We start from the raw sequence: 23,748 nt of genomic DNA, 5'->3' as shown, positions 1-23,748 counted from the left end.
TGCAAGGTGAAGAAGACAGCGGGCAAGCGAAGCTTGGCCTTTAAGGGTGCCACGGGCGTAAGCCCGTGGTAGTTCACTCAGTCCTTGATCTTCCCGCCAACGACCTGGCCGAGGACTGTGCTGGCAAGGAAGAGGGGGATGAACCAGTAGGAGAACCCTCCCCACCGTCGCATGACGAAAATAAAGGGGATGACCAGGTGGATGGCCAGCCACCACTTTAACGTAAACTTCAGGCACTTTGCCCGCCAGGCTCCAAAGGGAAGTGTCACTGCGAAAGTTATGGCCAGGAGGGCAGCGAGAAGGGAAGGACTTTGTGGGGAAAAATCCATGGGGGAGTATGTAGCAGACGGGAAGATTTTATGCAATGGGACGCGATGACACGGAGACACGGGGGGTAGAGCAGACGCGGAGACACGAGGACCCGGAGAGTGGGAGCATGGGCGCTTGGGCGCATGGGCGAAGGGGATCGTGGGAGAGTGAGTGAGGTGAACAGTCCAAAGTTTAATGTCCAAAGTCCAACGTGGAAAGTTCCGGAACCCGAAACTCCGACCGAAGGTCGCCGTCATTCCGGACATCACACCATGGGTGTGATGAGCCGGAATCCAGTGGCATTCTAATAACCCGTCTTCGTCCACCGGACTACGCCGCGGCAGATGGTTTTACCTGGACACCTAGACACTTCGATACCTCGATACAGCTCTACCTGGAGTGACGGAAAATTATACAAAAAAAACATTTACCGGTATTATGCCCGTCCATGAGTCGGTAGGAGAATCCCTTCAGGCTCCTGAATAAGAACTTTTTGCTCCAGGATCGCCATGGTAAATATAGTTTTACGATTCTGGAGTTTTCGACACGCTCCCATGGAGACACAATGCCGACCAAGATACCAGTTACCGGGGGACCCGGCACAGGGAAGACAACCACCCTCAACCTGCTCGGAGAGGAACACACCATCGTCCGGGAGGTAGCTCGAGACCTCATCGCCACGCAGATGAAGATAGAGGGCGGGATCTTGCCGTGGACCGACCTCATGACCTTCCAGCACATGGTCCATGCCGTGCAGAAGCAAAGGGAACGTGGCCTCACATCCGGCTATGTCTTCCTCGACAGGAGCCACATCGACCAGCTCGCCTACGTGGATGTCTTCCACTCACGGCAGGAAGAGGATGACTTCATCAACTACAACAGACAGCTTGTGGCCTCGGCCAACTATGCGCCCTTTGCCTTCATCCTCGAACCCATCCCCGACGAGATAATGGAGGCAGATCCCAATTACAGAAAAGAGGATCCTGCACTTTCACTTGTGATCCATGAGGCCCTCGAGAAGGTCTACACCGAGTACGGGATAGAACTGCTGTCAGTCCCGTTCATGTCGGTAGCGGAGAGAGTGGCCTTTATCAATACCGAGGCCAGGAAGAGAGTACCTAAATGACAAGCAACTTGACGCGGTGACTCGGTGACACGGGGACATCACGCCTTTGGCGTGACAGGCTCTGACACGGGGTGTCGGGATAGGGGAGCATGGGTGCATGGGAGCGTGGGCGGAAGGCGGTATTGTAGTATCCAGTATGTAAGTATCCAGGTAAGTACTTAGACACTTAGGTACTTAGATACGTAGATACTTAGATACTTAGATACGCAAGTATCCCGGGATCCATTCACGCTTGTCATTGCGAGCCCCGTGCCTTCTTGCGGGCGCGGCAATCTCGTTCTCCGTGGAGAACCTATGGGTTCGAAAGGGTTGTTCATTTCAATGAATCCAGCGGGCAGCCTCAACTATATTGATCACTTCTCCCGGTTGTCTTTCAACAGTAATAGTCCAACTTCGAGGGTCAAGTCTGTAAGTTAGATAGCAATGCATTCTCGGATCGCTTAGAACCTCTATTTTAAAGAAGACAACGTTGATGCCTTGGCACCGAGCTGAAGGAGCCATAACCCCGGGATGTCCTTCCTGGCTGAGCCGCTTGCCGATTTGCTGAGTGAAGCTGTATTCATTGGACAACAGCTGCGAGAAATCGCTTCCCTTGTTGGTCAAGTCGATAAGAACGGCTCTTCCATGCATCAGGTAGACTGCTCGATCCCTGACGATTATTTCATCAATTCCCTCTGATTGAGATTCAAATTTGGCCATGTGATATGCGGTTTCATAGATAGTAGTTTCCAGATCCACAGAACCGTAAAGAACTGGAAATGAACCATCACTATATCTTGATGCAACATAGGGTTCGGTTAAGAACGGGTATTCAATAGCAGTAGAATAATGAAAACCACGGGAAATAACCCCCCTTGGAATGTCCTTTTTAACTCTCATTTCAGCTTGGACAGCGACATCATGCAGGTTGGGATCATCACCGGTGAGATCATCAAATAGATCCTCTGACTTTCGGCGGGAAACGATATTTCTGAAAAAATCCTCATCAAAGTCTATGTTTGAATCGTATAGGCTTTTCACTACATGCCCCGCTGGAAATCCAGATACCGGGATACTTTGGCAACCCCGATCATTCCCTCTGTTATCATAACTTGCAGCGGAGTCATGTTGTTGAAAACCTTGTTTCTCCTTTTTATCCAGCTGTATCGGATGTTTTCATTTTCAGGGTAGAGAAGCCTTAGAGCCTTGTGAGCTGCCAATAGCCATCCCACTCTATCCAGCGTATCTCTCCCGGGATTTATTGCGGCCTGACCCTTGCGGTATTTTGTCAGTAGAGCTCTGCTTTTAGGACTAAGCCCAAGCAGGCTGAGCTGTTCCTCGGTAGTGAGGCTCCAGTGATCAAAAAGTCTCATTATAATGAGACCTATTTTCTTCCTGTTGGCTTCATTTGTGAGGTCAAGGTCTTCTGCTGGCAGGTTATCAGCTTTCATTTAACTACCCCTTTGTGTGTAAAAATAAACATTAAAAGTTTATTTGTCAACATAGGGGTTGTTCCTCACCATACCTCATTCAGTGTCGAGTACCCTCTTCGCCTTCATGTAACTGGGAAGGATCTCCAGCCGGCTCTCGATGATACCTTGCAGGATCTCTTTGGATCTATCGAGTTCGTAGGGTTTGATCATATAGGCGTTCCTGAATAGTGCCTCGATAGGTGGGTCAAGGGCCTCGATAATAAATTTACGCTGGTCGTTGTCCACATAAGCCAGGAGCGGGGCTAAGGCGCGTCCGGCCATGTTGAGGTTCCCTTGCTCGATGAGTAACGCTGCGGTTTTGATCGCCTTGTCCAGCTCATCCGCGTGTATGGCAAATTTCCTGTTTTTATCATCAATTTTGAGCCGGGCTACTTGTGGCACTCCTTTTTTCACTGATGGAGTTGGTGGCGGGTTGCCTGATGGTATTCCCAAGGTCGCGCCATGCTTTTCAGTCAGTGCCTCAGACGATGCAGACTTCGTGGTTTCTGTATTCTCATTGTTTTCCTTCATTTCCGGTTTACTGATAATTTCACCTTGATCCTGTTCGCTGACAGCCAAAATGGAGGCACTTTCCTGCTGCCCTTTCGGCACCATATTTGTCATGCCTTGGTGAAGAAACAGTATGGAACCGGCACTTAATGCGGCAAGAATGAATAACATGGATCTCAGCATCCCGGTTTTACTTCTATCCTTTTTTTTGTTCCGGTTGAAAATTACATCACCCGACTCCATCAAGGTCAGTGTATAGGGTTGAAAACGGTAAGGTTTTCCGGGAACGATGGGAGTCATTTCGCTGTTTTTCTCACCATCTTTGTACCTTCGCAGGATGGGAACCGGTCCCAGGACTATTTCCCCGGCTTTTCTTGAAAACCGAGGATCAGGTAGGGTGATGGAACATCTGGATGATCGGCCAAAGGTTATGTTTTTCTCCCGGGGCCGAAATACTTTTACAAGTTGTCTGTTTTGCCGGACCGCGACCAGGTGCTCGATCGTCGGGTGACTTTTTTCCTCTACGAGAGAAAATCCGGCACTCTGAGTCTGGTCATCCGCGTCCATTTCGTTTTCAGCGGCAAAGTTCATTGTAGATCTCCCAACCCTCGAACCAGTCCTCGGGGATCCAGGTACTCGTATCATCAAGCAGCTTCTTAACACCGGACTCGTCACCCAGAATGTTTTTTGATCGAATATCAAAGGCCACCTGATGAAGTTTATCTCTCATTCTTTGTTCGATCTCTTTTATTATGTCCTCCCTGTTAAAGGGGAAATTGCCGGAAGAAGGTACTGTTTTCAAGGTACTGACAGATTGATAGTAATGAGCTAACTCCCGGCCTGCCATATCCCTGTTGTTCAAGGCATCTATGATCAACGCGAATTCATGGATGGCTGTGTCCACAATATGGTTATTTGGTTTGTCTGCAATCAGCGCTCTGATATCGCTGATTCCCCAACTCCCAGGGCTGATTGTGGTGCTGACAGGAGTGACTTCAACAATGTTTTCCCCATCCCTTATATAGGCGGAGGGCAGTGGGACGGACCTTTCTTCCCCCCAACCTGCGGGCAGGGTCAATGGATCGTTGATCATGGTACCGTTCAATGACAGTGTGATGGCTGCCCCATCGCCCTTGCCGCCGGCGAAGAACATCAACCGGTGTGGTTGAGACTGCCTTGCCTCGAAACTGAATCGAACCCCTTCCCTATGGCCTCGGTCCTGACGGCAAAAACCATAAACACCTTTGGCTGGCATTTTGATGGGGGTCCAATCCTGATCGATGAAAATGGAACTGTGATATTTTAAATAGGCAGTCAAGGATATAACCCCGATGCAGGCGATGAAAAGAGCTGTGAAAAGTACTTTCAAACGGATCATGCGTATATTCAGCCCATCAATACTGAAGGTATAAACGGGAAGAAAAAAAGAGGTTTTTGCCTTGCTTTTGCCAGGTTCCCCTGGCGTGGGTTTCCCTGGAGCCTGGCCGGGTCCGAGAAGCTGGGGGTGTTTATGAAGGTGAGGGTGGTTTATGACAACATCGGAATCATTATGAGTACCGATTTGGATGTTTTTCTTTTGCGTCAGAGTGGCAAAACGCTTTTTGTCTGACCGTATAAGTACCAGTGAGGGAATCATGATCTTATCCTCCAGAGGATCGACACCTGTTCACCAATGGCCAGCCGAAGCGGTTCGGTAGTGGTGTCGCAGGGAATCTCGAGAATGTGCTGCGTCCCCTGGGGGGATTCGGGCAGCTTCCAGGGCATGACACGGTGTCGGGAATCGAGGAGACGCAGGGAGCCGTTAAAGAAATAAAGGTCCAGGGGAAAGAGCATCCCATGGGTGTGCACCCTCTTTGTAGCAACAAGCAGCATCGCTGCCCCTGCTTCCAGTTTCCGGTGAAATAATAGCCCTCTAAACCGTCCTGAAAAGGTTGCCCTGACCAGGAGTTTCTCAACCAGGATGTCCCCCGTCACAGTATTGATCAGGCGGTTCATGGCAGCCTCACAGACAGAGATACGATCACGGGGCTGAAGATAACCAGGAAAGATGCCGGGAAAATAAAGAAAAGCAGGGGGATCAGGATCTTTACGGAAACGGTATTGGCGAACTGTTCACCATCCAGGATCAGATATTCCCTCATCCTTTTTGACTGCTCCCGGAGGATCTTCCCCAGGGGAGTTCCGTGCTCGAGTGCCTGAGAAATGGCCATTATTGGTACATCTGCTTCAGAAGTGTCCAGCCATTGCCTGAACTTTTCCAACGCCTGCCCGATGGAACAGCCGATTTGCATGGATTCATCCAATTTATAAAGTCCGGTGTGGAGAGGGCCCCCGCTAAAAAACAGTGCAGAGGCTGATCTGAGAGCCTGCTGGATGGAATGGCCGGACTCCACCTGAAGAACCAGGTAGTCCAGAAGAAGAGGCAACTCTTTCGTGATGAAAGCTCGCCGCCTTTTCCGTTGTTTGGAACGCAAGGTGAATAATAGAGCCCATAGAAACGGAGGGATGGCTGCAACAATGAGGGCAGCTTCCAGGGATGAGGTTGCAGCCAGTACCAGTATCCCGGTTATCAATATCCCGGCGAAAGAGACGCCGATCCTTTTAGTGTTCCCAGGCAGGGTGTTGTCCAGTGATGCGGAAGGGTTATTGAAAAACGGGTTGAGAAATATTTGAGACAGGCCGACCATAAAGATTCCCACCCCAACTGTTATTAATGTCCATAGAATTCTCTCCATTAGAGGATCTCCTGTTTGAGCATTGTCCGGATGACGATTCCGCCCATGCATTGCAGTGCGGCCGCAGTTCCAAGAAGTGCCCTTCCGAGGTTTGTGCCAAGGACAGGGATCATGTTGTGGGGGCTTACGACGTAAAGGAGCAGCATGAAAAGAACCGGCACAAATATGAGTACATAGCCCTGTGTCCTGCTCTGAGCGGTTCGGGCCAGGATCTTTTTACGAAGGCTCTCGCGTTCTCTGCAAAGGGTGGCGAGCATGGAGAGGGACTCGATCATGTTGCTTCCGGACCGGTAAGAGGAAGCCATGGAGAGAAGGGCCAGAGAGAGGGAACCGCCGGAGAGCTCCCGGGCCTGCTGTTCGAGGGAAGCGTCCAGTGTCATTCCTGATCTCACCCTGAGAATTATTGTTTTAAAATATGCTGCCAGAGGTGTCTGATCTTTTTTAATGGCCGTCTCAATGGATTGCTGAAGGCTATTTCCCACTGTAAGGTTTGAGGAGATGGAATCCAGAAAAGCAGGCAGCTGTGTTTCCAATCTTCTGATCACCTTCGATCCCGGTTTTCTGCCCTTCTTCCCTTTGCCTAGCGAAAACCCGATGTAGCCCAGCGGCAGGGCGACGCTGGTCCCTGAAATCAGAGTGAGGAAAAGATCCATAGCGAACATTCAATTGACTCCCATGTGCGGTTGTCTGGGGACATCCATAATGTCCGTATCCGCCAGAAACGATGCCCGGATCCCTGTATTTTCCAATGTAGATTTTTGGTTCCGGTACTCGAAAATAGGCTGAGTGAGGATCTGGTCCCCCTCAATGCCGTCTACTTCCAGGATACTTGTGACACCTCGCCTGCCACCGGCCATGCGGGAGATTTGAATGACTATATTTATTGCTGAAGCGATCTGTTCCCGTACGACCCGGAGAGGCAGTTCGATGCCGGACATTAAAGCCATCATCTCAAGTCTTTTGAGGGCGTCCCTGGGGGAGTTGGCATGACATGTGGTCATGGACCCCTCATGACCTGTGTTCATTGCCTGGAGCATGTCGAGAGCTTCAGCTCCCCGGCACTCTCCAACGATAATGCGATCCGGTCTCATGCGCAGGGAGTTCCGGACGAGGTCACGGGTTGTAACCTCACTTTCACCTTCAATGTTTGGAGGCCGTGTTTCCAGGCGTACGATATGTTCCTGTTCGAGATCCAGCTCGGCCGCGTCTTCTATTGTGACCACCCTCTCCCAGGAAGGGATAAAATAGGCCAGGGAGTTTAAAAGGGTTGTTTTACCTGTCCCTGTGCCTCCGGAAATGAGGATGTTCCTTTTGCTTACCACAGCTTTTTCCAGGAAATCGGCTGCTTCCTTGCTCAGACTTTTCATGTCAACCAGTCGGGAGATGTTAAGGCGCTCTTCCGCGAATTTTCTTATCGTAAGCACCGGTCCTGTGAGGGATACGGGCGGTATGATCACATTGATCCTGGACCCGTCAGGCAGACGTCCATCTACATAAGGGCTTTTCTCATCGACACGTCTACCCAGGGGAGAGAGTATTCGGTCAACGATCCTCATAATGGAAACTTCATCCTGAAAAGGTGAAGGCAGGTTGCTCATTACGCCGTTCTTTTCAATGTAGATCGATTCAGTACCATTGATCATGATCTCCGAGATGCCGGGATCGCTGAGCCATTCCTCAAGGGGGCCCAGTCCGAGGGAGAGAGTAAGGGCTATTTTCGTAAGACGCTCTGCACGGGTGGCTTTGGTGTCTTCCGGCAGGAGTTCCATGATCCTCTTATACAAAGCCTTCTCGGCTTTTTCGGCGAAGGCGCTGTCACTCTCCTTGTCGGTACGTTTTGTCGGGGACATCATGCCAGGCAGAGTTCGAACCGCTTCCTGAATGACAAACTCTTCTCTGGCTGTCTCGTTAAGTTCTATCTTATCTTTTTGCCCGTTTTGCCCACTATCATCCGGCATGAGACAAAGGCTGAACCTGAAGGGCCCCACCTCCAGCTGCTGGTCCGGATAAAGGGTATAGTTTTCAACGACCCGAACACCATCAACGTAGGTACCGTTGGCACTGCCGAGATCCTCGATGCTGAAGTGATTCTTTCCCTCTATAAATTTTACCTGTGCGTGTTCTCTGGACACGGAAGGATGGTCCAGCTGAATTTCGGCATTCCCGTCTCGTCCGATAATTGCGGCAGTTCTCTTTAAAGAAATTTTTCTGTTTTCCTTTGTCGGTGAAAGGAACGATGCAACCAGGATCATGGGAGGCCTCCTGTGGGGGCAGGTTTGAGCCTGCCCCCGTTTAGTTGTCATTTATTGGACCCTGATAAGATCCCGGATCTTTTCAAGGACGTTGGCTCCAATACCTCGAACATTAGTCAGCTCATCTACCGTGTCGAAAAGACCATGCTCTGACCTGTAGTTGACTATAGCGGTCGCTTTCGAGGTTCCGACGCCTGGCAGTGTTGTCAGCTCACCCGTATCGGCAGTGTTGATGTTCACAGCCACGGCTGCATTGCCGCCATCGGCCATAGCACCCGGGACCAGGAACAAGACCGCTGCGATCGCCACTACAAGCAGTGAACTCATGGGGGCCATCCAATTCGCTTTTCTTTTCATGACTACCTCCTTTTCATTGCGGGTCGGGATCGATGCCCGACTGTTCGACCGTTATCATCGGTCGCCATTTGTCCTCATTTCGAGGACCATCAACGGCTGGCATGGGGGTCAGAAAAACTACCAGCTCTGTCTCTTTTTTCTGAAAACTGCGTGATTTGAAAAGCTCACCAAAGATCGGGATATCACCAAGAAGGGGAACCTTCTGGATATTCTGTGCATCCTCGCTGTGGACAAGACCGGACAGGACCACGGTTTGCCCGGTATCAAGGCTCAGGTAGGTGTCAACTCTTCGAGTGAGGATCCCGGGGATGCCTTCGATGGCGTTGGCATGGTCGACCATGCTGACCTCTGAGCGGATCTGGACATGGATCTTGCCCTGGGAATCGATGGATGGGGCCACCTCAAGGATGATCCCGTAGGGTTTCCAGGTGACAGATATCCCACCCTCACTGTCCGTGCGGGGGATGGGGATCTCGCCTCCTGCCTGGAAAGAGGCTTTTTGCCCGGAAGCGCAGACAATGCGTGGTTTTGATATGATCTTTGCGTTACCTTTAAGTATCTGGTGGTTGATGGTGACCTCCAGGGCATTGGCAGGTTCCAGTTGGCCGACGCGCATTCCATTAGAGTCGGAGAGCAGAGTTGATGACGGCCATTTGACTCCGAATTCTCTGAAGGTATCCTTGTTGACTTCCACGAAAGAAACTTCAAAAAGGATCATCCTGGGGTCGGCGACACCGGAACGCGTCCCGTTGATGAGAGGGATGTGAAGGGAACTGCACATCCGCTGTACCCTTGAGACATCTCCTTCCTCGACAGGGGTGCCAGTCAGGAGCAGAGCATTGCCCATGGGTGACAGCTGTAAACCGTTGATCCGGTTCTGACTCAGGATCTTTCCGAGGTAAGATGCCGCGATCTTAAGCGCATCCGGGTGGAAAGAGCACAGATTGAAAATGTTTTCAATGGAATCGCTCAGCAAAGCAACACGGCGCATATCCTCCGGACTGAGCAATTTACCCCCCAGAATAGCGCCGCCGGGGAACTCGGTAATGACCAGATTTTCCATGTTTTCCAGGGACTTCAGGGCTGTTGCAACAGAAGGGGGTGATGTTGAGAAGCTCTGTGGAGTTTGATCTGTCTGCCAGATGCCTGATTCCTCAGGCAGCACAACTTCCTGGGATCGTGATGCTTCAGAGCAGCTAAGTACAAACCCCAGGGTCAACAGTATAGTTATCAGTCTCTTTGTCATTGTGTTTTTCCTGAGAGTCTTTTTGCTGTGGCTGTTCGGTTGTTCTCATCGTAGATCCCCGCAAAGGGGCTGGAACCAATGGCAAGAAAATGGATCGCGCCGGTCTGGGACGCACGAAGGATCGCCAGTGCGTCTTCAGGGTCAACCAGAAGAGTTACCGAGAGTGGAAAACCCTCTGTATCAGAGTTGTCTGGTCGTCCCTTCAGTTGGCGTCCCACTCCCAGGACGACGATGTTCTCGGCGATGAGCCGGCTTACCAACCTGTCTCCCGAACTTTCAAAAGTAGATGAGACAATGTCGACTGTGTCACCGGGGGATATAAAGTGAACAAGAGTGTGGATTTCATCGGCGGGGAGGGCGATGACCCGGTATCCTGTGGGGATCATCTCCGAGGGATGCTGCACCCGCGGCCCTTCTGGAAAGTCAGTCCAGAGGATGGGGTCCCGGGCAGGCACAGGGTGGATTACCCGGCGCCCCACAATGAGTTCCACATCTTCCGGTGAAACGGTTCTTACGGAAACCTGCTCTTTTAAAAACAGTGTCCCTTCAAGATCTTCAGCTTCCAAAGTTTCGCCGGCTTTTATATTCCTGGAAACTGTCAGGACGGGGACTTTTTCAGAAAAACGAGTGATCTCATCCCGTAGATGCCGGATTCTGGATGAATAGGCAGAGGCTGTAATAAGACCGATAAGACAGGACGCGATGATCAGGATTGAATTTCTCTTCATTTTCGGCTCCTAGGGCACGGGACTGGCGATGGCAGCCAGAACCAGATCAATAAAAAGTGTGATTTTTTCACTGCACACCGCCCACAAGCATAAAATTCCGATGGAAATGGATGCTGTAAGAATGGATGTTTCAACAAGGGATTGTCCCGAGGACCTTCGCTTCATTTTGTTTTTCCTCCCTCCGCGGTTTCAGGAAGGGCGTCGAGGTTGAGATGGAACAGGTTGAAACCGGTCTTTTCCAGAATGTTTGTCTTTCCTGACGCGAATCCAATGACTGTCAACCTCCTCACCTCATCGGGAACCTCGGTTTCAAGGGGAACCCGGGCCGCTACCATGGTAAGGCCTCTTGAAATATTGCGGTCTGAACCTTGCGGGCTGCCAAAGATCGCCCGGTTCCACCATCCGTGCTCAGGTAAGGCGGCGGTGGTGAGTTTCCTGGTCATATTCCCGGGGAAAGTTTTTCCCAGCAGAGGTAAAGACATGCCCATGGAAGCGTTTAGGGTGCTCTCCTCAAGCCGGGTATTATCAAAATAGGGGGGAAGGAGATCCGACTCGTGGGTAAGTTGAAGCTGACGGTGGACCTGTTCATCCTTCTGGCTCAGCTGTCTGAGAGTGAGTCTTTCGTCCAGCCAGGGCAAGGCCACCCCTTTAACGATCAGCGGTATTACAGCTGCCATGAAAAGGACCAGAACCGGGAGAATAACCGCCAGTTCCACAAGAGCCTGTCCTCTGACTTTTGCAGTTTGTCTTGAACAGCTCAATGCCTGACCTCTTTCAGAATCATCTCCGGTATGAGCCGCTTTGCAGTGGGTTCACTCGCCACCGGCATCAGTTCAGCCCTCCAGAACGGGTTGAAAATGTTCTCGGTTTCATCTTCCCTGTTGTCTCGCCTGTAAAGGAGCCTTCCCGCTGAGAGGGCAAGGAGTTTTTTCTCCTTGAAAGGACCGTTTACGATGGACGAGGGCATATCCGATTGGACCAGGATGGGAAGGCTTAATGCCGATTGAATATCAGAGGTATCTATGGACATTAGTGTGGCAGGAGTTTGATAACCGAAATCAGAGGCTCGACTCTGAGTTGTAAGAGCGGTCTTCCATCTCCAACGGAGCCGCTTGAAAACCTTAACCTGCAATTTATCCCGAGAGACCAGGTCATCAGATGTGATCGTAGTGCCGCCGGTTTTTTTTGCGGGGGATAGACCTGCGACTTTTATCCTCCAGTTTCGTTTCAGAGTGTGGCGATCCATAGTCTTTGCCTTGAGCGTGTTAGCTGATGCCTGCTGTACCTCTGTAAATCTTTTCTGTAAGGACCTGGCCTGACGAAGTACAAGGGCCTCGCTGGGGATAGTCATTTGTGCCTGGGGCATGTTTTCTTTGAGTGTGGTTCTGGCTGCTCTCAAGGAGTAAAAAGGCAGGAGAATGCGAACTGTTTCCTGCGCTTTTCGTAATGCAGCATTTGAGTAATGAGTGAGGGGGAGCGTTACCGAAGCGGTCTTTCTGATAACCTTCTCAATAGCGTGTGCGCCGGAGGAAATGAAACTACTGACAGGCCCCGCGTAAGGGATAAAGCGCAGCAGCTTCTTAAACTCTTCTGTCAGCCTCCTGTAAAATGTTGCTTCGCTTACCATGGCGTTGATCTGTCCGGCCATGGCATCGTTTGCAAGGATGGCCCTGTTAGCCATGGCAATGGTGTTCAGACCGTTGGCCTGGCAGTTCAGGGCGGACAGGACAGCCATGTCCGCTGACAATTGGAGGCGGATCTTTTCCTGTACAGCCAGGGAAACCTGGAACATACCCAGCATTAAGGTGGAGCAGAGGCTGAGGAGGACAACAGCCAGCACCAGAGTTTGACCCCGCATTTTTCGGCTATGGCTGTGGACTTTTTGCATCGCTGTGATCCTCCGATATTGATCCGAACATGGTCATTGCCCACGAAGCCTTAAGATGGACACTGGGTCTTCCCGGGACGGGAAACTTGCTGTTTTTAAGTGAAAATGCGTCTGCGAGCGGTATGGTGAGAGGGTAATGCCAATGGACACGGACCATTAGTGGAGTGCCTGCTGGCTGCTCAACTGAAGGTACGGAATTCTTTTTTTCATTTCCCAGGTCGTCTATGATCTCGATCTCAAAGTGATCCCGGGATATGGACAGCAGTCCTGGGGAGCGGGCTAAAATACTTGTGACAGTCTGCTTCATCCTGTTCAGATCGGCGCCGTGGACGGCACCCACTCGTGCTGCATAAAAGGCGGCATACTGCAATTGGATTTGGGCTATGCCCAGGAAAAAGAGCTGAAAGACGAGGCATACGAGAGTGAGGAAGACAGGGAGTGCCAAGATGGCCTCAACAGCTCCCTGTCCCCTCTGGTTTAGAGGCGGCCCCCAGTTTATGGTCTTCGCGAGTGCCATCGAACCAAGACCTTTATCGGGCCGAGGACGAGAAGTCGTCCATGCCTCTCTGGTTCTTTTCCCGTTCAGCTTTTTTAACGAATTTGCTCACATCGCTTTTGGAAGAGGAGCCGGCGAGAGCCGCTGTCATGTTATAGAACTGGTTCCTAACAACGTCCCCGAAAAAACCCACCACAGCGATGGCTGCCACTGCGATGAGCGCCACAATGACTATGTACTCCGTCATGCCTTGTCCCGACTCCCTGCTCCTGTTTCTTCCCATGATTTAGCCTCCTTTCTTTTGCTCCTAAGGACGCAAGGTGGATGCCAGACAGAATTTTTATTAAAAAATTCTGTATATTCGAATATTTAAACCATTTATCCGGATTGACTCGGGTCTCCGGTTCGCGTGATTAACAGGGTTTTTCGTCCGGAATCCGGACAATGTGTCCGGGAGAGGAGTCTCAGCCCCGGAGGTCGGGCTCAGGTATGGGGGTGTGGGGGTAGGGGAGAATGGGGGACGATGAGCGGCCCCGGGCTTCGGGCCTGTGTATCAAAGTATCTATGTTTCGAAGTATCCATGTGTCATTAGAATACAGGCGAACCCCTCCAGCACTGTCATTCCGGAAAGCGCGCCTGCGGCATGATTATCCGGAATCCAGTTGCACAAACGCTTTAGCGCTGAGGGTCCCATTCCAAAATACAAAGGCGGATTTAACAGGGATAAAGGGGATACAGGGGATAAAAACCAGCTAACAGGGATAAAAGAGATAAAAAGGATAATCGTGATAAATTAACATTTTGGGAATTGGTTTTTTATATAATCTGTACCCATCCCTTTCATCCCCTTCATCCCTGTTAAATTTTGCTTTTGCCGTTTCTACAGAAGTCGCGTTTTCAGCTTTAGATCTTACCCTTTCGCCAAGTCGCTCAGCCTGTCCTGCCTGCCCTGAGCAAAGTCGAAGGGTGAATCCGTGGTGAAAATTGCCTCCTTTACAGGAATCGTTCTTTACCCCTGATTTAGTTTTACCCTGTGCAACCCTGTGGTGCAGCCTGGGAATGGCTGTGCTGTGGTAAGTTAGCTCTTAACGTATTCACGGTAATTGCTTCTTAACCCTGAATGAAGTTTTCCTCAGCTATCTCTGCGGTTAAAATTGGAATTTCAAATCCGTATTCTTGCGCAGGGTGACACCTTGTGATAATGAATTATAGATTTACCTTTGATGGCTTCGCAAAAAGTCATCAACGCGCCCCGCGCGGGGCGCCCAAATCAATGACTCGCACCGTAAGTCATTGATTTGTGAGGAAAGGGAAAACCACGCTTTTCCCTTTCCGTAGAGCGAAAAGTTCCGGATTGGACTTTTTGCGACCCTATCACCTTTAGAGTCTGGTGGTGAAAGGAGTTGGTTATGAAGAGAAAGGCAGCCTTTCAGTACACTATATATATAGTTGTTCTTATCGGTCTTTTTGTTTTCCTTGCGGGGTGCGGCAGCGACGAGTCTGCTCCATCCATCGACACATCCTTCATTCCGCAGACGGTTTTTTTCAACGATACGGGTTCGATGGAGTACTACCTTTTCCAGGGCAGGGCTACCGACAACATCAATGTGGCCACTGTTCTTGTTTCCAGCGATAACGGGGCGACTTGGAGTGCGGCTGAAATAGACAAAGATCCGCCCAACAAGAACTCGGACGTCGAGTGGTCCTACCTGGCATCCTCGGCGGATATTTCGGCTGGTATGCACACCGTTCTCGTGAGGGCCAGTGACCGTGACGACAACGAGACAACCAGCGGTTCGGTAATCCTCGAGAGTATCTCAAGTGCGGACCCTGCTGATCTGCTTGCTTTATTCAGCAGCGCGGGGGCCGGGGATGTCATCGGGCTGAGCACGGGTGCGGGGTTTGCTTTCGGCGACAGCGTAACAGCCCTCACCATCCCCATTAATGTGGACCTTACAGTCCAGGGCAGCGGTTATGGCAATACCATCACCTCGGGCCACCCGAGTTTTCCGGCCGTCATGTCCACCGCCACCATCCTCCAGTCACTTGTTTCCAGCGCAAGCATTTTTTCAGTTGATGCGGATCTTAGCCTTAAAAATTTGAGGCTGCTGGGGGCCGGGAACGCGGTTCGTATATCCGACAGTGCGGGTCCTGACCCGCGACTTTCGGTGGAAGACTGTGTCTTCGACGGGCAGGGGGCGTGGGCGGTTTATGCCGAGGATGACGACGCCGCTGTGAGTGTGGATTTTATGTCCAGTATTGTTGATGCATCCAATGCCGACAGTCTCAGTGGGGGAGGTGGGTTATATCTGGATAATGTTAGCTACACGGTGACCGGTTCTGAATTCTATTTTCAATCTGCTGCCGCACCAGGTGCAGGTGTTCAGATATTGAGCGGCACGGGCAATATCTCCAATAGTTTTTTTGGAGGGAACGCTTTGGCTATCTGGGCCCATAACGGGTCGCAGCAAATCTCTTCCTGCAATATCACCGGCTCTGTTTCCTCTACCTCGAACGGTGTCCTGTTTACCGGGAATGTCTTTGGGACATCAAATATGATTCACAACCGCATCTCAGAAAACATGGGGTACGGTGTCATGATCTCGGGAGATGCCCCGGTTATCTTCGAGCAAAACAGTATCTTTCTGAACAGCTCGGGCGGCGTTGTCCTCGATTATAATTTTAGTTCTATTTCCAAATCGCCGATCCTGGGAGACTGCCAGGCGTACAACATATGCGATGAAGGTGGACGCAACAGCATCTTTTCAAACCTTCCCTATGATGCCATCGCCACGGCTAATACGGACGGTGCTGATGTAATCCTGGCTCAAGGAAATTATTGGGGGCCCACTAAAGTATCGGATGCTCATGTTGACCAGGTGATCAAGGACGGGGATACGTTGTTGACTACTTTGAGAGTGCCTCCGTTAACACCTGATCTTGGGGAAGATTCCCCCAACGCTTGGGCCAAACTGAATTTTTTACCTTTTAATGCCACTGGTAATGACCCCAATGATTAAGGAGTGATCACATGACCGCATCCACCGTATACTTCACCAACCTCAGAGGCCAGATGGGGTACAACCTTCTGGACAAGACGCGCAAGCTTTTCGGCCATTCCGGGTTCGCTGAAAAGATCTCCCCGGGTGACAAGGTGGCTGTCAAGCTGCACTTCGGTGAGGAGGGCAACACAGCCTTCCTGCCCCCGATGTTCGCCAGGGTGGTCGTCGAGGAGATCAAGAAGGCCGGCGGGAAGCCGTTCCTCATTGACACCAACACCCTGTACAAGGGCAGCCGCGGCAACGCTGTGGACCACCTGGAGACCGCCATAAAGAACGGCTTTTCTTACGCTACCATAGGCGCGCCGGTGATCATTGGCGATGGACTCATGGGGAAGGACTACGTCTCGGAGAAGGTGGACGGTAAACACTTTTCCAAGGTCAAGATCGCCTCTGGTTTTCATCAGGCGGACGTTGTGGTTAACCTGACCCACTTTACAGGTCACGAACTGTTCGGTTTCGGGGGCGCCCTGAAGGGGATCGGCATGGGGTGCGCCGCCCCCAGCGGAAAGCAGGAGATGCACTCGGATGTATTGCCGGCGGTGAATGAGGAAAGGTGCACCATGTGCGGAAAATGTTTCCAATGGTGCCCTGTTGACGCCATCGAATGGGAGGCTGGGACTAAAGCCCTCATTGTTGAGGAGAGGTGCATCGGCTGCGGCGAGTGCACGGTGTCGTGCAGCTTTGGTGCCATCGCGGTTAACTGGAAGACCGATCCGGCCATCACCCAGGAGAAGACCGCCGAGTACGTGGCCGGGGCCCTTAAGAACAAGAAAGACAAGGGGCTGTTTTTTAACTATCTCATCAACATGAGCCCGGACTGTGACTGTTTCGATTTCAACGACCCGCCTTTCGTAGCCGACGTGGGCATCCTGGTTTCCACCGATCCGGTGGCCATTGATCAGGCTGCTGTGGACCTTGTCAACGGCGCTCAGGGCCTTGCGGGAAGCAAACTTACGGATCTGGGCGCCCAGGACAAGATCAACGCTATATCCGGTATCCGGTGGCAGCCCATCCTGGAACACGCCGAAAGACTCGGCCTCGGTAACAGGAAATACACCCTTGAAAATGTGGACTAAAATCGCCGGACTTTTCCTTGTCGGCCTGTTGGTATGGACCTCTGTTGCCCAGGCGGCCAGTGGAAAGAAAAATTTCAGGATCGTTCTGGTTCCAGAGAGGAACATCTTTGAGCAGCAGCGAAAGTATAACAACCTATGCGAATACACCTGTAAGCTTCTGCCTCTGGATGTCCGTTTCGAGGTCCTCAATGGGTACAAAGAGGTTTTGTCGGCCCTGAAGGAAGGGAGGGCGGACGGCGCCTTCATGGGCAGTTTTATTGCTGCCTATGGAATCGATAATTACGGATTTGCCCCCCTTGTCAGGCCTGTATGGCCAACAGGTGAGTCCCATTACCGCTCCTACATATTTAAAAGATCCGGTCTGCCTGTGACCCGTGATATTGCCACCTGGAAGGGGAGGTCTTTCGTTTTTGTGGACCCCCACACCTCAGCCGGGTATTTTTTCCCTCTGAGCCTGCTTCGAAGTAACGGTGTGAAGGAGCCCGGTGAATTCTTTTTCAATATCAGGTTCGCTGGGAGCCATGATGCTGCCGTGTGGATGGTTGCTAACGGTATTGCAGAGATCGGGGCTGCGAAAAACACGGTATTCAATGAGTACATAAAGCGCAAACCTGAACTTGGTGAAAAGATCGAGATTCTATACACGGGCGGCCATTTCCCTGATTCGACCCTGGTAGTCAGCGCTGAAGTCCCCCAGGGGACAAGGGAGGCCATTCGGACGGTCTTCCTCAGGATGGACTCTCATCAGGAAGGCCAGGAGGTCCTCAAGATGTTTGGAGCGTTGAAGTTCGTGAAGACCTCTCCGGATGAATATGATGGTGTCAGGCAGGTGGTCAAGGAAAGCGGTTACGAGATCAACAACATCAGGGTGCTGGATAACTAGATGGAGTCCAGGGTATGAAGAAAAGGCTCATCTCAGGACTCGTGGGGTTATTTATTGTTGTTCTTATTGGCAGCGGGCTGGTTTCCAATATCATGGGTCAGCTGTACGACGTCAATACCGCCCGGTTCCTGATTGACCGTCTTTCCACCACGATTACCTCTCTGGACATCAAGGCTCTTAAGGCCATAAAGGGTTTTGAAAAAGCCCGGTACACCGAGAGGGACATCAGGATACTCCTCGATCAGGTGGAGGAGATCCAGGGTAATATGGGTGACCTCAACGAACAGATACTGTCCCAAAACCTCACCAACAACAGCTGTGGCCTCTGTCACGACAGGCCCGATAAACTGGTCCGGGACCTTCACGTCATGACCAGTAAAATGGAAACGACCTTCTCTGACCTGACCATGCTGACCAGCATCATCCTGACCAGCGGCGCTGGCACAGGTTACGATAGGGTCTTAATGGATATGGAAATTAACCTTTCCACATTCCATGCCCAGGTTGAAGCTGTGCGTACCATCCTCACTCCCATGACACAACACCTCAATGAAAAGGTGAACTACAACCTCACCAGGATCAGGAAAACTCACAACGCGACGATCATCCTGACGACCCTTCTTGTTCTTCTAGGGGTCATTGTGCTCGGAACGGCCATGACAAAGCCCATACGGTTACTGAACAATGGAACTGAAGCGATCGTCAAGGGGGATTACGATTTTCGTATTGACCTTAAAGGTCGCGATGAATTGACGATCCTTGCTGAACGCTTCAACTACATGGCCGAGGTCCTGTCCAACAGGGAGAGGCGGCTTCAACAAAATAAGGTTGAGCTTGAAGAGCTGAACCGGACGCTGGAACGGAAGGTGGACAGCCGGACAAGGACCCTCCGGGAAAAACAGGAAGAGATCAATTACAAGTACCTTGAGATCGAATCGGCCAACGAGGAGCTGCAGGCTTCCTATATGCAGCTTCAGAGTACTGCGGCGGAACTTGAAGAGGCCCAGAGCAAGCTTCAGGAAAACTATAATATTCTGAAAACCATGAACCAGGAACTTAAGCGGGCCAATGAGGTAAAGAACAAGTTTCTTTCCATCATGTCCCACGAGCTCCGGACCCCCTTGACCGTCATCAACGGGTATCTCTCCCTTGTTCTTGACAAGAACTACGGCAACCCGAGCAAGGAACTCAGAGACATAGTAACCGTGGTCAAGGAGCAGGGTCAAAATCAACTGGGGCTCATCGAAGACCTGCTGGACCTTACACGGATCGAGGCAGGTGAATATAAATTGAACAAGCAGGCCTTTTTACCGGATGCCCTGATCAGCAAAGCGGTGGAAAATTTTCGTCCCGAATATGAAGCCAAGGACATCGTGGTCACGGTTGACATCGGGGATGAAATGCCCACCGTTCACTGGGATTTTCACAAGATGCTCCAGGTCTTCCAGAACCTTTTGGACAATGCCTTGAAGTTTACCTCAGTGGGTGGAGAGATAAATCTGAGCGCCAAGTCCAAGAGCGACTTCATCGAATTTCGGGTTGTAGACAACGGGATCGGTATTCCCAAGGATCGGCTGGATCAAATCTTTGAACGTTTTTATCAGGTGGACAGTTCGTCGACCCGGCGTTTTGGCGGATCTGGGCTTGGCCTCTCCATTGTACGGGAGATCGTTGTTGCCCATCATGGGAAGGTTTTTGTGGAAAGTGATGAAGATGCGGGGACCTGCTTCCTGATCCTTATGCCTGTTGGTGAACCGGATAAACCAAATCATCCGGATGCGGGCATCGCAGAGTCCGGGAGGAAGGGAGTACGGCCGACCCCGAGGGGCAGGAACGAGACAATTCTGGTTGTGGATGACGATAAGGCCTTCCTTAAAATGATGGAAATGATACTCCCCAAGGAAGGGTATAACATAAAGTTCACCCCCGATTCGACCAAGGCTGTCCATTATGCAAAGAAATACCATGTGGATCTCCTCATGCTTGACCTCATGATGCCGGAGGTCGATGGGTACGAAGTGTGTCGGAGGATCCGCAAGGATAATGAGATAGGGGAAATACCTATCATCGTGGTTTCGGCAGCCGGGGGTAAGGAGGTGGCACGGCGGGTTTTTGAGGCGGGCGCTGATGAGCATATAGTCAAACCCTTTGACCAGCAGGACCTCTTTTACAGGATAAATTATCTTCTCGAAAAAGGCGGCCAGAGGAAAAGAGCAGGGGTGACAGAGAAAGATGAAGGGGCCGGCAGGAAAGAACCAAATAGTTAGGATCCCTTCCTGGTTCAGGGGACCTTTAAATGCGCTGTTTGATGAGGTAGCCCCGGCCGCGATGCGGTTGGGGCTACGTGTTTTTCTGGTGGGCGGTGCTGTACGCGACATCCTGGAAGAGAGAAGTTTTTCCGGTGAGTGGGATGTTGTCGTCTTTGGCGGCGGTGATGAAGGGGCTAAGCGATTAGCAGGTGAAGTTTCCAGGGCAAGGCGGGTAGGTGATCCAGTCTCTTTTCCAAGGTTCGGTACCCACCTCGTATATGGTGCCGCCTCCCGGATCGAGTTCGCCCAGGCTCACCTGAGGAGTTCTCTGACCTGCATCTGTTCGGATCCGCTCACAGCAGACGCCCTTTCCAGGGATTTTACTCTAAATGCGCTTTATGTAGAGATTGCAGAACCAGAGCATTCAAAAGCAGGGCCTTTTGACACTGTTGATATCCTGGATCCTGGTGGTCGTGGTTTGGCAGATATAAAAGAAGGTCTTTTGAGGACACCCATAGGGGCACGCCGGACTTTTGAGGATGATCCTCTCAGGATCTTTCGAGCAGCGAGACTGCGTGCCAGCAAGTCTTACAGGATCGATCCTCCTTTGGGAAAAGCAGCCAGGCACCTGTCTGTCCGTGTATCGCAAGTTGCACCTGAGAGGATCCTTGATGAGATGAACCTGATCCTTCTGAGCGAAAGACCATCCCTCGGCCTGGAACTGCTTGGCCGATGGAATGCTTTGGATGGCATTATGCCTGAGGTCCAGGCCATGGTCGGGTTCCGACAGAACAACCCTTTCCACTTCCCGGATCTGTTCCGGCACACGCTGCGGGTTGTGGACCGCTGCCCGGGTGATCTGTCCCTCAGGTGGGCCGCGCTGCTCCACGATTGCGGAAAACCGGCAGCCATGGTCCCTTCCGAGAACGGAGACAGCTACCATGGACATGAATCCATGGGGTCTGAACTGGCGGAAAAACTGTTAAAACGTCTGAAAGCGGGCAAGAAGTTGACCAGAGAGGTGGGGGAGCTTGTTCTCCTGCACATGGTGCACTATACGGATGAGTGGAGCGATCGTGCTGTTCGCAGGTTTATTCACCGCGCGGGGGGGCACCTGGACAGGCTGCTTGCCCTGGTTGAGGCAGACAGCGCATCCCTTCGCCTTTACAAGGGTAAACTCCAGGATCTGGGAAAGCTTAGAAAGCGCGTTGAAACGATACGGGGGACGATGCCCAAACCCCGCTCACCCCTCACCGGTCAGCAGATCATGGAGATACTGGATATCGAACCAGGGTTATCAGTAGGTGAGGCGAAAAAAGCCCTTGTCGAGGCAGTCGTTGAAGGGGACATTCCTCCTGAAGAGGATGCCGCAAGGCGATTTCTTGAAGAATGGTATTCAGGATCCTCCCGGAAAACCTGAAATGATTGTTTTCGGTTCCAGGTTTCGGGTCCCGGGTTTAAGGTTTTACCCCGAGTCCCCGCGTCTCCGCGTCTCCGCGTCCAGTGGCCTACCATTACCCCTACCCTCACCCTGCCAGGAGGCGGCGATAGGTTTCCCTGGCCAGATCATCCAGGGACTGTGAACCATGGAAGGTCAGCTTCAGTTCGTGGGGTACCTCAGCTGGAGGGCTGAAAGCTGCTATCTGATCCCCAAGGATCTCCTCACGCCCGTCAGATACGGCATCTGGCCCCTTCATCCTTTTCCGCAGTCTGTTTCTGAGCTCTTCCTCACCAGGATCAAGGTGCAGCAGCAGAAACCCGGCATCGGCTTTTCGTGCTGCCTCCAGGGCTTGCTCTCGCAGGTCTGGATTCATGTAGGAGCCATCAAGAAAGACGCTCTGACCCCCTTTCAAATGGGTCGTCGCTCTTTTGTGCAGCTGGGAATATGTCCGGATACTGAACTCCTCTGAATAAATGTCGCTTCCAAAGGGAACATGACGGGAGGAGGTGGGGTCTATTCCGGCCAGCTCTTTCCTGATGGAATCAGACGACAAAATCACGATGTCCAGGCGGCTCTCCAACGCCTTTGCCAGGGTCGATTTTCCAGAGCCCATGAGACCGCACCCCGTGATGAGTACCGGTGGAACCGGTGTCCTGGCGTATTTTTCGGCAAGGCTGAAAAAATTTCTGGCGTTTTCCCGGGCCAGGTTGGCCTCGGCTGGCAGGACGTTGGGGTCGCGGGAACGGAAGCCCTCCACCTTGCCTCTCACCACAGCGCGGTAACAGGCATAAAAATTAAATAAAGCCGAGAAGTCCCCCAGTTCCATCAGTTCCAGGTAGGAGTCTGTATATGTTTGTGCCAGGTCCCTGTATCCGAGCCTTTCCAGATCCATGGCAAGAAAAGCGGCATCCGCCAGGACATCACCGTATCGGAACCTTTCGTTAAATTCGATGCAGTCGAATATCTGGAAGCCGTCCGCCATGCAGATGTGTTGAGTGTGCAGATCCCCGTGACCGTCCCTGATCCAGCCTCCGGCTTCCCGCCGGGCGAAAAGATCCCTGTTGACCTCGATAAAGGTCCGGGTGTAAAGGGCTATGGTTTCATAGGTTTCTATCGAGAGGGTCTCTCCGACGTAAGGCTGCACCTGCTGAAAATCCTCCTCCGTATTGAGGATCACCGCCTCGATGCCCCCGACCCTGGTGATCTCGGCGGAGGTTTCAGCCTGGAGATGAAAATCGGCGATCCTTTCGGCGATGGATCTCATGGCCGCTCTGTCCACCGTTCCCCCGGTCAGGAGGGCCGAGAGGAACCTGCTCTCATCGAGCCTCTTCATCACCACGGCGTATTCAACCGGAGATATTTCAACCGAGTCGCCTGTCACGCCAAAGCGAAGGCCGTTCGGGCCGTCGACCACCGGAACAACGTAAAGATAGATGTCCGGACTGAGCCTGCGGTTGAGGCGAAGTTCCTCAAGGCAGTAGTGATGGCGTTTTTCCAGAGTTGTGAAATCCAGGAACCCCAGATTCAAAGGTTTCTTGACCTTGTAGACAAGATCACCGGCCAGAAAGACGACCGAGATGTGGGTCTGGATCACCTCGACCTTGTCAACCGGGTGGGGGTAGGCCTCCGGTCTGGACAACTCTTTGATTATCCTTTGTGTTGGTATGGTCATATCCGGCCTTTAAATGTTATTTCAGGTACCGTGCCTTCCCCTATATTATAGCCTCCTCTCCGCCGTCGCCGCAGTAGGCAAGTCCAGCTGGATGCCGTCTCCTCGTTTCACCCGGTCCGGAATGACAGCATGCTTGTCACTCCGGGCAACGACCCGGAGTCCAGTCTGGTCTTACGGTCATGAAATCCACGTTTAATACTCATTCGTAATTCTGCGGGCGTAAGCCCGTAGATGGAAGTGCCCGCTGTCTTCGGTTAGAATACGTGG

The 23,748-nt window shown here is 51.8% G+C and carries 24 protein-coding genes; 6 read left to right on the top strand and 18 right to left on the bottom strand.

Annotated features, from left to right (window positions below):
• Window positions 1–77 precede the first annotated feature (77 nt).
• On the bottom strand, window positions 78–329 hold the full coding sequence (locus tag P1S59_11985; protein ID MDF1526971.1) for a hypothetical protein: 252 nt from the start codon (window positions 327–329) through the stop codon (window positions 78–80).
• Between the two features lie 545 nt (window positions 330–874).
• Here P1S59_11985 and P1S59_11980 point away from each other — a divergent pair.
• Window positions 875–1,435, top strand: a complete 561-nt coding sequence (locus P1S59_11980; GenBank protein ID MDF1526970.1) for an AAA family ATPase — start codon at window positions 875–877, stop codon at window positions 1,433–1,435.
• A 318-nt stretch (window positions 1,436–1,753) separates the two neighbouring features.
• Here the strand turns inward: P1S59_11980 and P1S59_11975 are convergent, their stop codons facing one another.
• The 16 genes from P1S59_11975 to P1S59_11900 all read right to left on the bottom strand — a co-directional run bounded on the left by P1S59_11975 (window position 1,754) and on the right by P1S59_11900 (window position 13,381).
• Window positions 1,754–2,455: an RES family NAD+ phosphorylase gene (locus P1S59_11975; GenBank protein MDF1526969.1), complete on the bottom strand. Its 702-nt coding sequence runs from the start codon at window positions 2,453–2,455 to the stop codon at window positions 1,754–1,756.
• Window positions 2,455–2,865, bottom strand: coding sequence for a DUF2384 domain-containing protein (locus P1S59_11970; protein ID MDF1526968.1), 411 nt, complete (start codon window positions 2,863–2,865; stop codon window positions 2,455–2,457). The genes P1S59_11975 and P1S59_11970 overlap by 1 nt, the downstream gene beginning before the upstream one ends.
• A 75-nt stretch (window positions 2,866–2,940) precedes the next feature.
• The gene (locus P1S59_11965; GenBank protein MDF1526967.1) at window positions 2,941–3,987 is read right to left on the bottom strand and encodes a hypothetical protein; all 1,047 of its coding nucleotides are present in this window, start codon (window positions 3,985–3,987) and stop codon (window positions 2,941–2,943) included.
• Window positions 3,971–4,774, bottom strand: a complete 804-nt coding sequence (locus P1S59_11960; protein MDF1526966.1) for a hypothetical protein — start codon at window positions 4,772–4,774, stop codon at window positions 3,971–3,973. The genes P1S59_11965 and P1S59_11960 overlap by 17 nt, the downstream gene beginning before the upstream one ends.
• Window positions 4,775–5,028: 254 nt before the next feature.
• A complete protein-coding gene (locus tag P1S59_11955; protein ID MDF1526965.1) occupies window positions 5,029–5,391 on the bottom strand; it encodes a DUF192 domain-containing protein in 363 nt (120 codons plus the stop codon).
• Window positions 5,388–6,131, bottom strand: coding sequence for a type II secretion system F family protein (locus P1S59_11950; GenBank protein ID MDF1526964.1), 744 nt, complete (start codon window positions 6,129–6,131; stop codon window positions 5,388–5,390). The genes P1S59_11955 and P1S59_11950 overlap by 4 nt, the downstream gene beginning before the upstream one ends.
• Window positions 6,131–6,793, bottom strand: a complete 663-nt coding sequence (locus P1S59_11945; GenBank protein ID MDF1526963.1) for a type II secretion system F family protein — start codon at window positions 6,791–6,793, stop codon at window positions 6,131–6,133. Before P1S59_11945 ends, P1S59_11950 begins: the two co-directional genes overlap by 1 nt.
• Window positions 6,794–8,383, bottom strand: a complete 1,590-nt coding sequence (locus tag P1S59_11940; protein ID MDF1526962.1) for an ATPase, T2SS/T4P/T4SS family — start codon at window positions 8,381–8,383, stop codon at window positions 6,794–6,796.
• 51 nt (window positions 8,384–8,434) lie between these two features.
• Window positions 8,435–8,740, bottom strand: a complete 306-nt coding sequence (locus tag P1S59_11935) for a ComEA family DNA-binding protein (protein ID MDF1526961.1) — start codon at window positions 8,738–8,740, stop codon at window positions 8,435–8,437.
• Window positions 8,741–8,753: 13 nt separating this feature from the next.
• Entirely contained in the window at window positions 8,754–9,986 is a 1,233-nt protein-coding gene (locus tag P1S59_11930; protein MDF1526960.1) for a type II and III secretion system protein, read from the bottom strand.
• Window positions 9,983–10,714: a Flp pilus assembly protein CpaB gene (gene cpaB, locus P1S59_11925; GenBank protein MDF1526959.1), complete on the bottom strand. Its 732-nt coding sequence runs from the start codon at window positions 10,712–10,714 to the stop codon at window positions 9,983–9,985. Before cpaB ends, P1S59_11930 begins: the two co-directional genes overlap by 4 nt.
• A 9-nt stretch (window positions 10,715–10,723) precedes the next feature.
• Window positions 10,724–10,879 carry a hypothetical protein gene (locus P1S59_11920; GenBank protein ID MDF1526958.1) on the bottom strand — a complete coding sequence of 52 codons (156 nt, stop codon included), beginning with the start codon at window positions 10,877–10,879 and terminating at the stop codon, window positions 10,724–10,726.
• Complete coding sequence (locus P1S59_11915; protein MDF1526957.1) at window positions 10,876–11,475, bottom strand: pilus assembly protein; 600 nt, start codon at window positions 11,473–11,475, stop codon at window positions 10,876–10,878. Before P1S59_11915 ends, P1S59_11920 begins: the two co-directional genes overlap by 4 nt.
• Window positions 11,472–12,602: a hypothetical protein gene (locus P1S59_11910; GenBank protein MDF1526956.1), complete on the bottom strand. Its 1,131-nt coding sequence runs from the start codon at window positions 12,600–12,602 to the stop codon at window positions 11,472–11,474. The genes P1S59_11915 and P1S59_11910 overlap by 4 nt, the downstream gene beginning before the upstream one ends.
• Window positions 12,580–13,119 (bottom strand): pilus assembly protein, encoded by a 540-nt coding sequence (locus P1S59_11905; GenBank protein ID MDF1526955.1) that lies wholly within the window; start codon window positions 13,117–13,119, stop codon window positions 12,580–12,582. Before P1S59_11905 ends, P1S59_11910 begins: the two co-directional genes overlap by 23 nt.
• Before the next feature lie 13 nt (window positions 13,120–13,132).
• Window positions 13,133–13,381, bottom strand: coding sequence for a hypothetical protein (locus P1S59_11900; protein ID MDF1526954.1), 249 nt, complete (start codon window positions 13,379–13,381; stop codon window positions 13,133–13,135).
• A 1,126-nt stretch (window positions 13,382–14,507) separates the two neighbouring features.
• Here P1S59_11900 and P1S59_11895 point away from each other — a divergent pair.
• From P1S59_11895 to P1S59_11875, 5 genes are all read left to right on the top strand, one after another.
• Window positions 14,508–16,118: a hypothetical protein gene (locus P1S59_11895; GenBank protein ID MDF1526953.1), complete on the top strand. Its 1,611-nt coding sequence runs from the start codon at window positions 14,508–14,510 to the stop codon at window positions 16,116–16,118.
• 11 nt (window positions 16,119–16,129) lie between these two features.
• Window positions 16,130–17,236 carry a DUF362 domain-containing protein gene (locus P1S59_11890; GenBank protein MDF1526952.1) on the top strand — a complete coding sequence of 369 codons (1,107 nt, stop codon included), beginning with the start codon at window positions 16,130–16,132 and terminating at the stop codon, window positions 17,234–17,236.
• The gene (gene phnD / locus P1S59_11885) at window positions 17,226–18,119 is read left to right on the top strand and encodes a phosphate/phosphite/phosphonate ABC transporter substrate-binding protein (GenBank protein MDF1526951.1); all 894 of its coding nucleotides are present in this window, start codon (window positions 17,226–17,228) and stop codon (window positions 18,117–18,119) included. Before P1S59_11890 ends, phnD begins: the two co-directional genes overlap by 11 nt.
• 14 nt (window positions 18,120–18,133) lie before the next feature.
• Window positions 18,134–20,386 (top strand): response regulator, encoded by a 2,253-nt coding sequence (locus P1S59_11880; GenBank protein MDF1526950.1) that lies wholly within the window; start codon window positions 18,134–18,136, stop codon window positions 20,384–20,386.
• Between the two features lie 61 nt (window positions 20,387–20,447).
• Entirely contained in the window at window positions 20,448–21,788 is a 1,341-nt protein-coding gene (locus tag P1S59_11875) for an HD domain-containing protein (GenBank protein MDF1526949.1), read from the top strand.
• Between the two features lie 106 nt (window positions 21,789–21,894).
• Here P1S59_11875 and P1S59_11870 read toward each other — a convergent pair whose 3' ends face one another.
• Window positions 21,895–23,481 (bottom strand): AAA family ATPase, encoded by a 1,587-nt coding sequence (locus P1S59_11870; protein MDF1526948.1) that lies wholly within the window; start codon window positions 23,479–23,481, stop codon window positions 21,895–21,897.
• Between the last annotated feature and the right edge of the window lie 267 nt (window positions 23,482–23,748).

It is taken from the genome of bacterium, from assembly GCA_029210965.1.
GTDB lineage: Bacteria > BMS3Abin14 > BMS3Abin14 > BMS3Abin14 > BMS3Abin14 > JALHUC01.
This window is presented reverse-complemented; position numbering and strand designations above follow the sequence as displayed.

What these genes read in the sequence shown, in the direction of transcription:
- P1S59_11880 (MDF1526950.1), top strand. Translation starts at nt 18,134, where the DNA reads ATGAAGAAAAGGCTCATCTCAGGACTCGTGGGGTTATTTATTGTTGTT.
- P1S59_11960 (MDF1526966.1), bottom strand. Translation starts at nt 4,774, where the DNA reads ATGATCCGTTTGAAAGTACTTTTCACAGCTCTTTTCATCGCCTGCATC.
- P1S59_11895 (MDF1526953.1), top strand. Translation starts at nt 14,508, where the DNA reads ATGAAGAGAAAGGCAGCCTTTCAGTACACTATATATATAGTTGTTCTT.
- P1S59_11920 (MDF1526958.1), bottom strand. Translation starts at nt 10,879, where the DNA reads ATGAAGCGAAGGTCCTCGGGACAATCCCTTGTTGAAACATCCATTCTT.
- P1S59_11905 (MDF1526955.1), bottom strand. Translation starts at nt 13,119, where the DNA reads ATGGCACTCGCGAAGACCATAAACTGGGGGCCGCCTCTAAACCAGAGG.
- P1S59_11875 (MDF1526949.1), top strand. Translation starts at nt 20,448, where the DNA reads ATGCGGTTGGGGCTACGTGTTTTTCTGGTGGGCGGTGCTGTACGCGAC.
- P1S59_11955 (MDF1526965.1), bottom strand. Translation starts at nt 5,391, where the DNA reads ATGAACCGCCTGATCAATACTGTGACGGGGGACATCCTGGTTGAGAAA.
- cpaB (MDF1526959.1), bottom strand. Translation starts at nt 10,714, where the DNA reads ATGAAGAGAAATTCAATCCTGATCATCGCGTCCTGTCTTATCGGTCTT.
- P1S59_11950 (MDF1526964.1), bottom strand. Translation starts at nt 6,131, where the DNA reads ATGGAGAGAATTCTATGGACATTAATAACAGTTGGGGTGGGAATCTTT.
- P1S59_11930 (MDF1526960.1), bottom strand. Translation starts at nt 9,986, where the DNA reads ATGACAAAGAGACTGATAACTATACTGTTGACCCTGGGGTTTGTACTT.
- P1S59_11900 (MDF1526954.1), bottom strand. Translation starts at nt 13,381, where the DNA reads ATGGGAAGAAACAGGAGCAGGGAGTCGGGACAAGGCATGACGGAGTAC.
- P1S59_11870 (MDF1526948.1), bottom strand. Translation starts at nt 23,481, where the DNA reads ATGACCATACCAACACAAAGGATAATCAAAGAGTTGTCCAGACCGGAG.
- P1S59_11985 (MDF1526971.1), bottom strand. Translation starts at nt 329, where the DNA reads ATGGATTTTTCCCCACAAAGTCCTTCCCTTCTCGCTGCCCTCCTGGCC.
- P1S59_11940 (MDF1526962.1), bottom strand. Translation starts at nt 8,383, where the DNA reads ATGATCCTGGTTGCATCGTTCCTTTCACCGACAAAGGAAAACAGAAAA.
- P1S59_11970 (MDF1526968.1), bottom strand. Translation starts at nt 2,865, where the DNA reads ATGAAAGCTGATAACCTGCCAGCAGAAGACCTTGACCTCACAAATGAA.
- P1S59_11935 (MDF1526961.1), bottom strand. Translation starts at nt 8,740, where the DNA reads ATGAAAAGAAAAGCGAATTGGATGGCCCCCATGAGTTCACTGCTTGTA.
- P1S59_11945 (MDF1526963.1), bottom strand. Translation starts at nt 6,793, where the DNA reads ATGTTCGCTATGGATCTTTTCCTCACTCTGATTTCAGGGACCAGCGTC.
- P1S59_11980 (MDF1526970.1), top strand. Translation starts at nt 875, where the DNA reads ATGCCGACCAAGATACCAGTTACCGGGGGACCCGGCACAGGGAAGACA.
- P1S59_11890 (MDF1526952.1), top strand. Translation starts at nt 16,130, where the DNA reads ATGACCGCATCCACCGTATACTTCACCAACCTCAGAGGCCAGATGGGG.
- P1S59_11910 (MDF1526956.1), bottom strand. Translation starts at nt 12,602, where the DNA reads ATGCAAAAAGTCCACAGCCATAGCCGAAAAATGCGGGGTCAAACTCTG.
- phnD (MDF1526951.1), top strand. Translation starts at nt 17,226, where the DNA reads ATGTGGACTAAAATCGCCGGACTTTTCCTTGTCGGCCTGTTGGTATGG.
- P1S59_11965 (MDF1526967.1), bottom strand. Translation starts at nt 3,987, where the DNA reads ATGAACTTTGCCGCTGAAAACGAAATGGACGCGGATGACCAGACTCAG.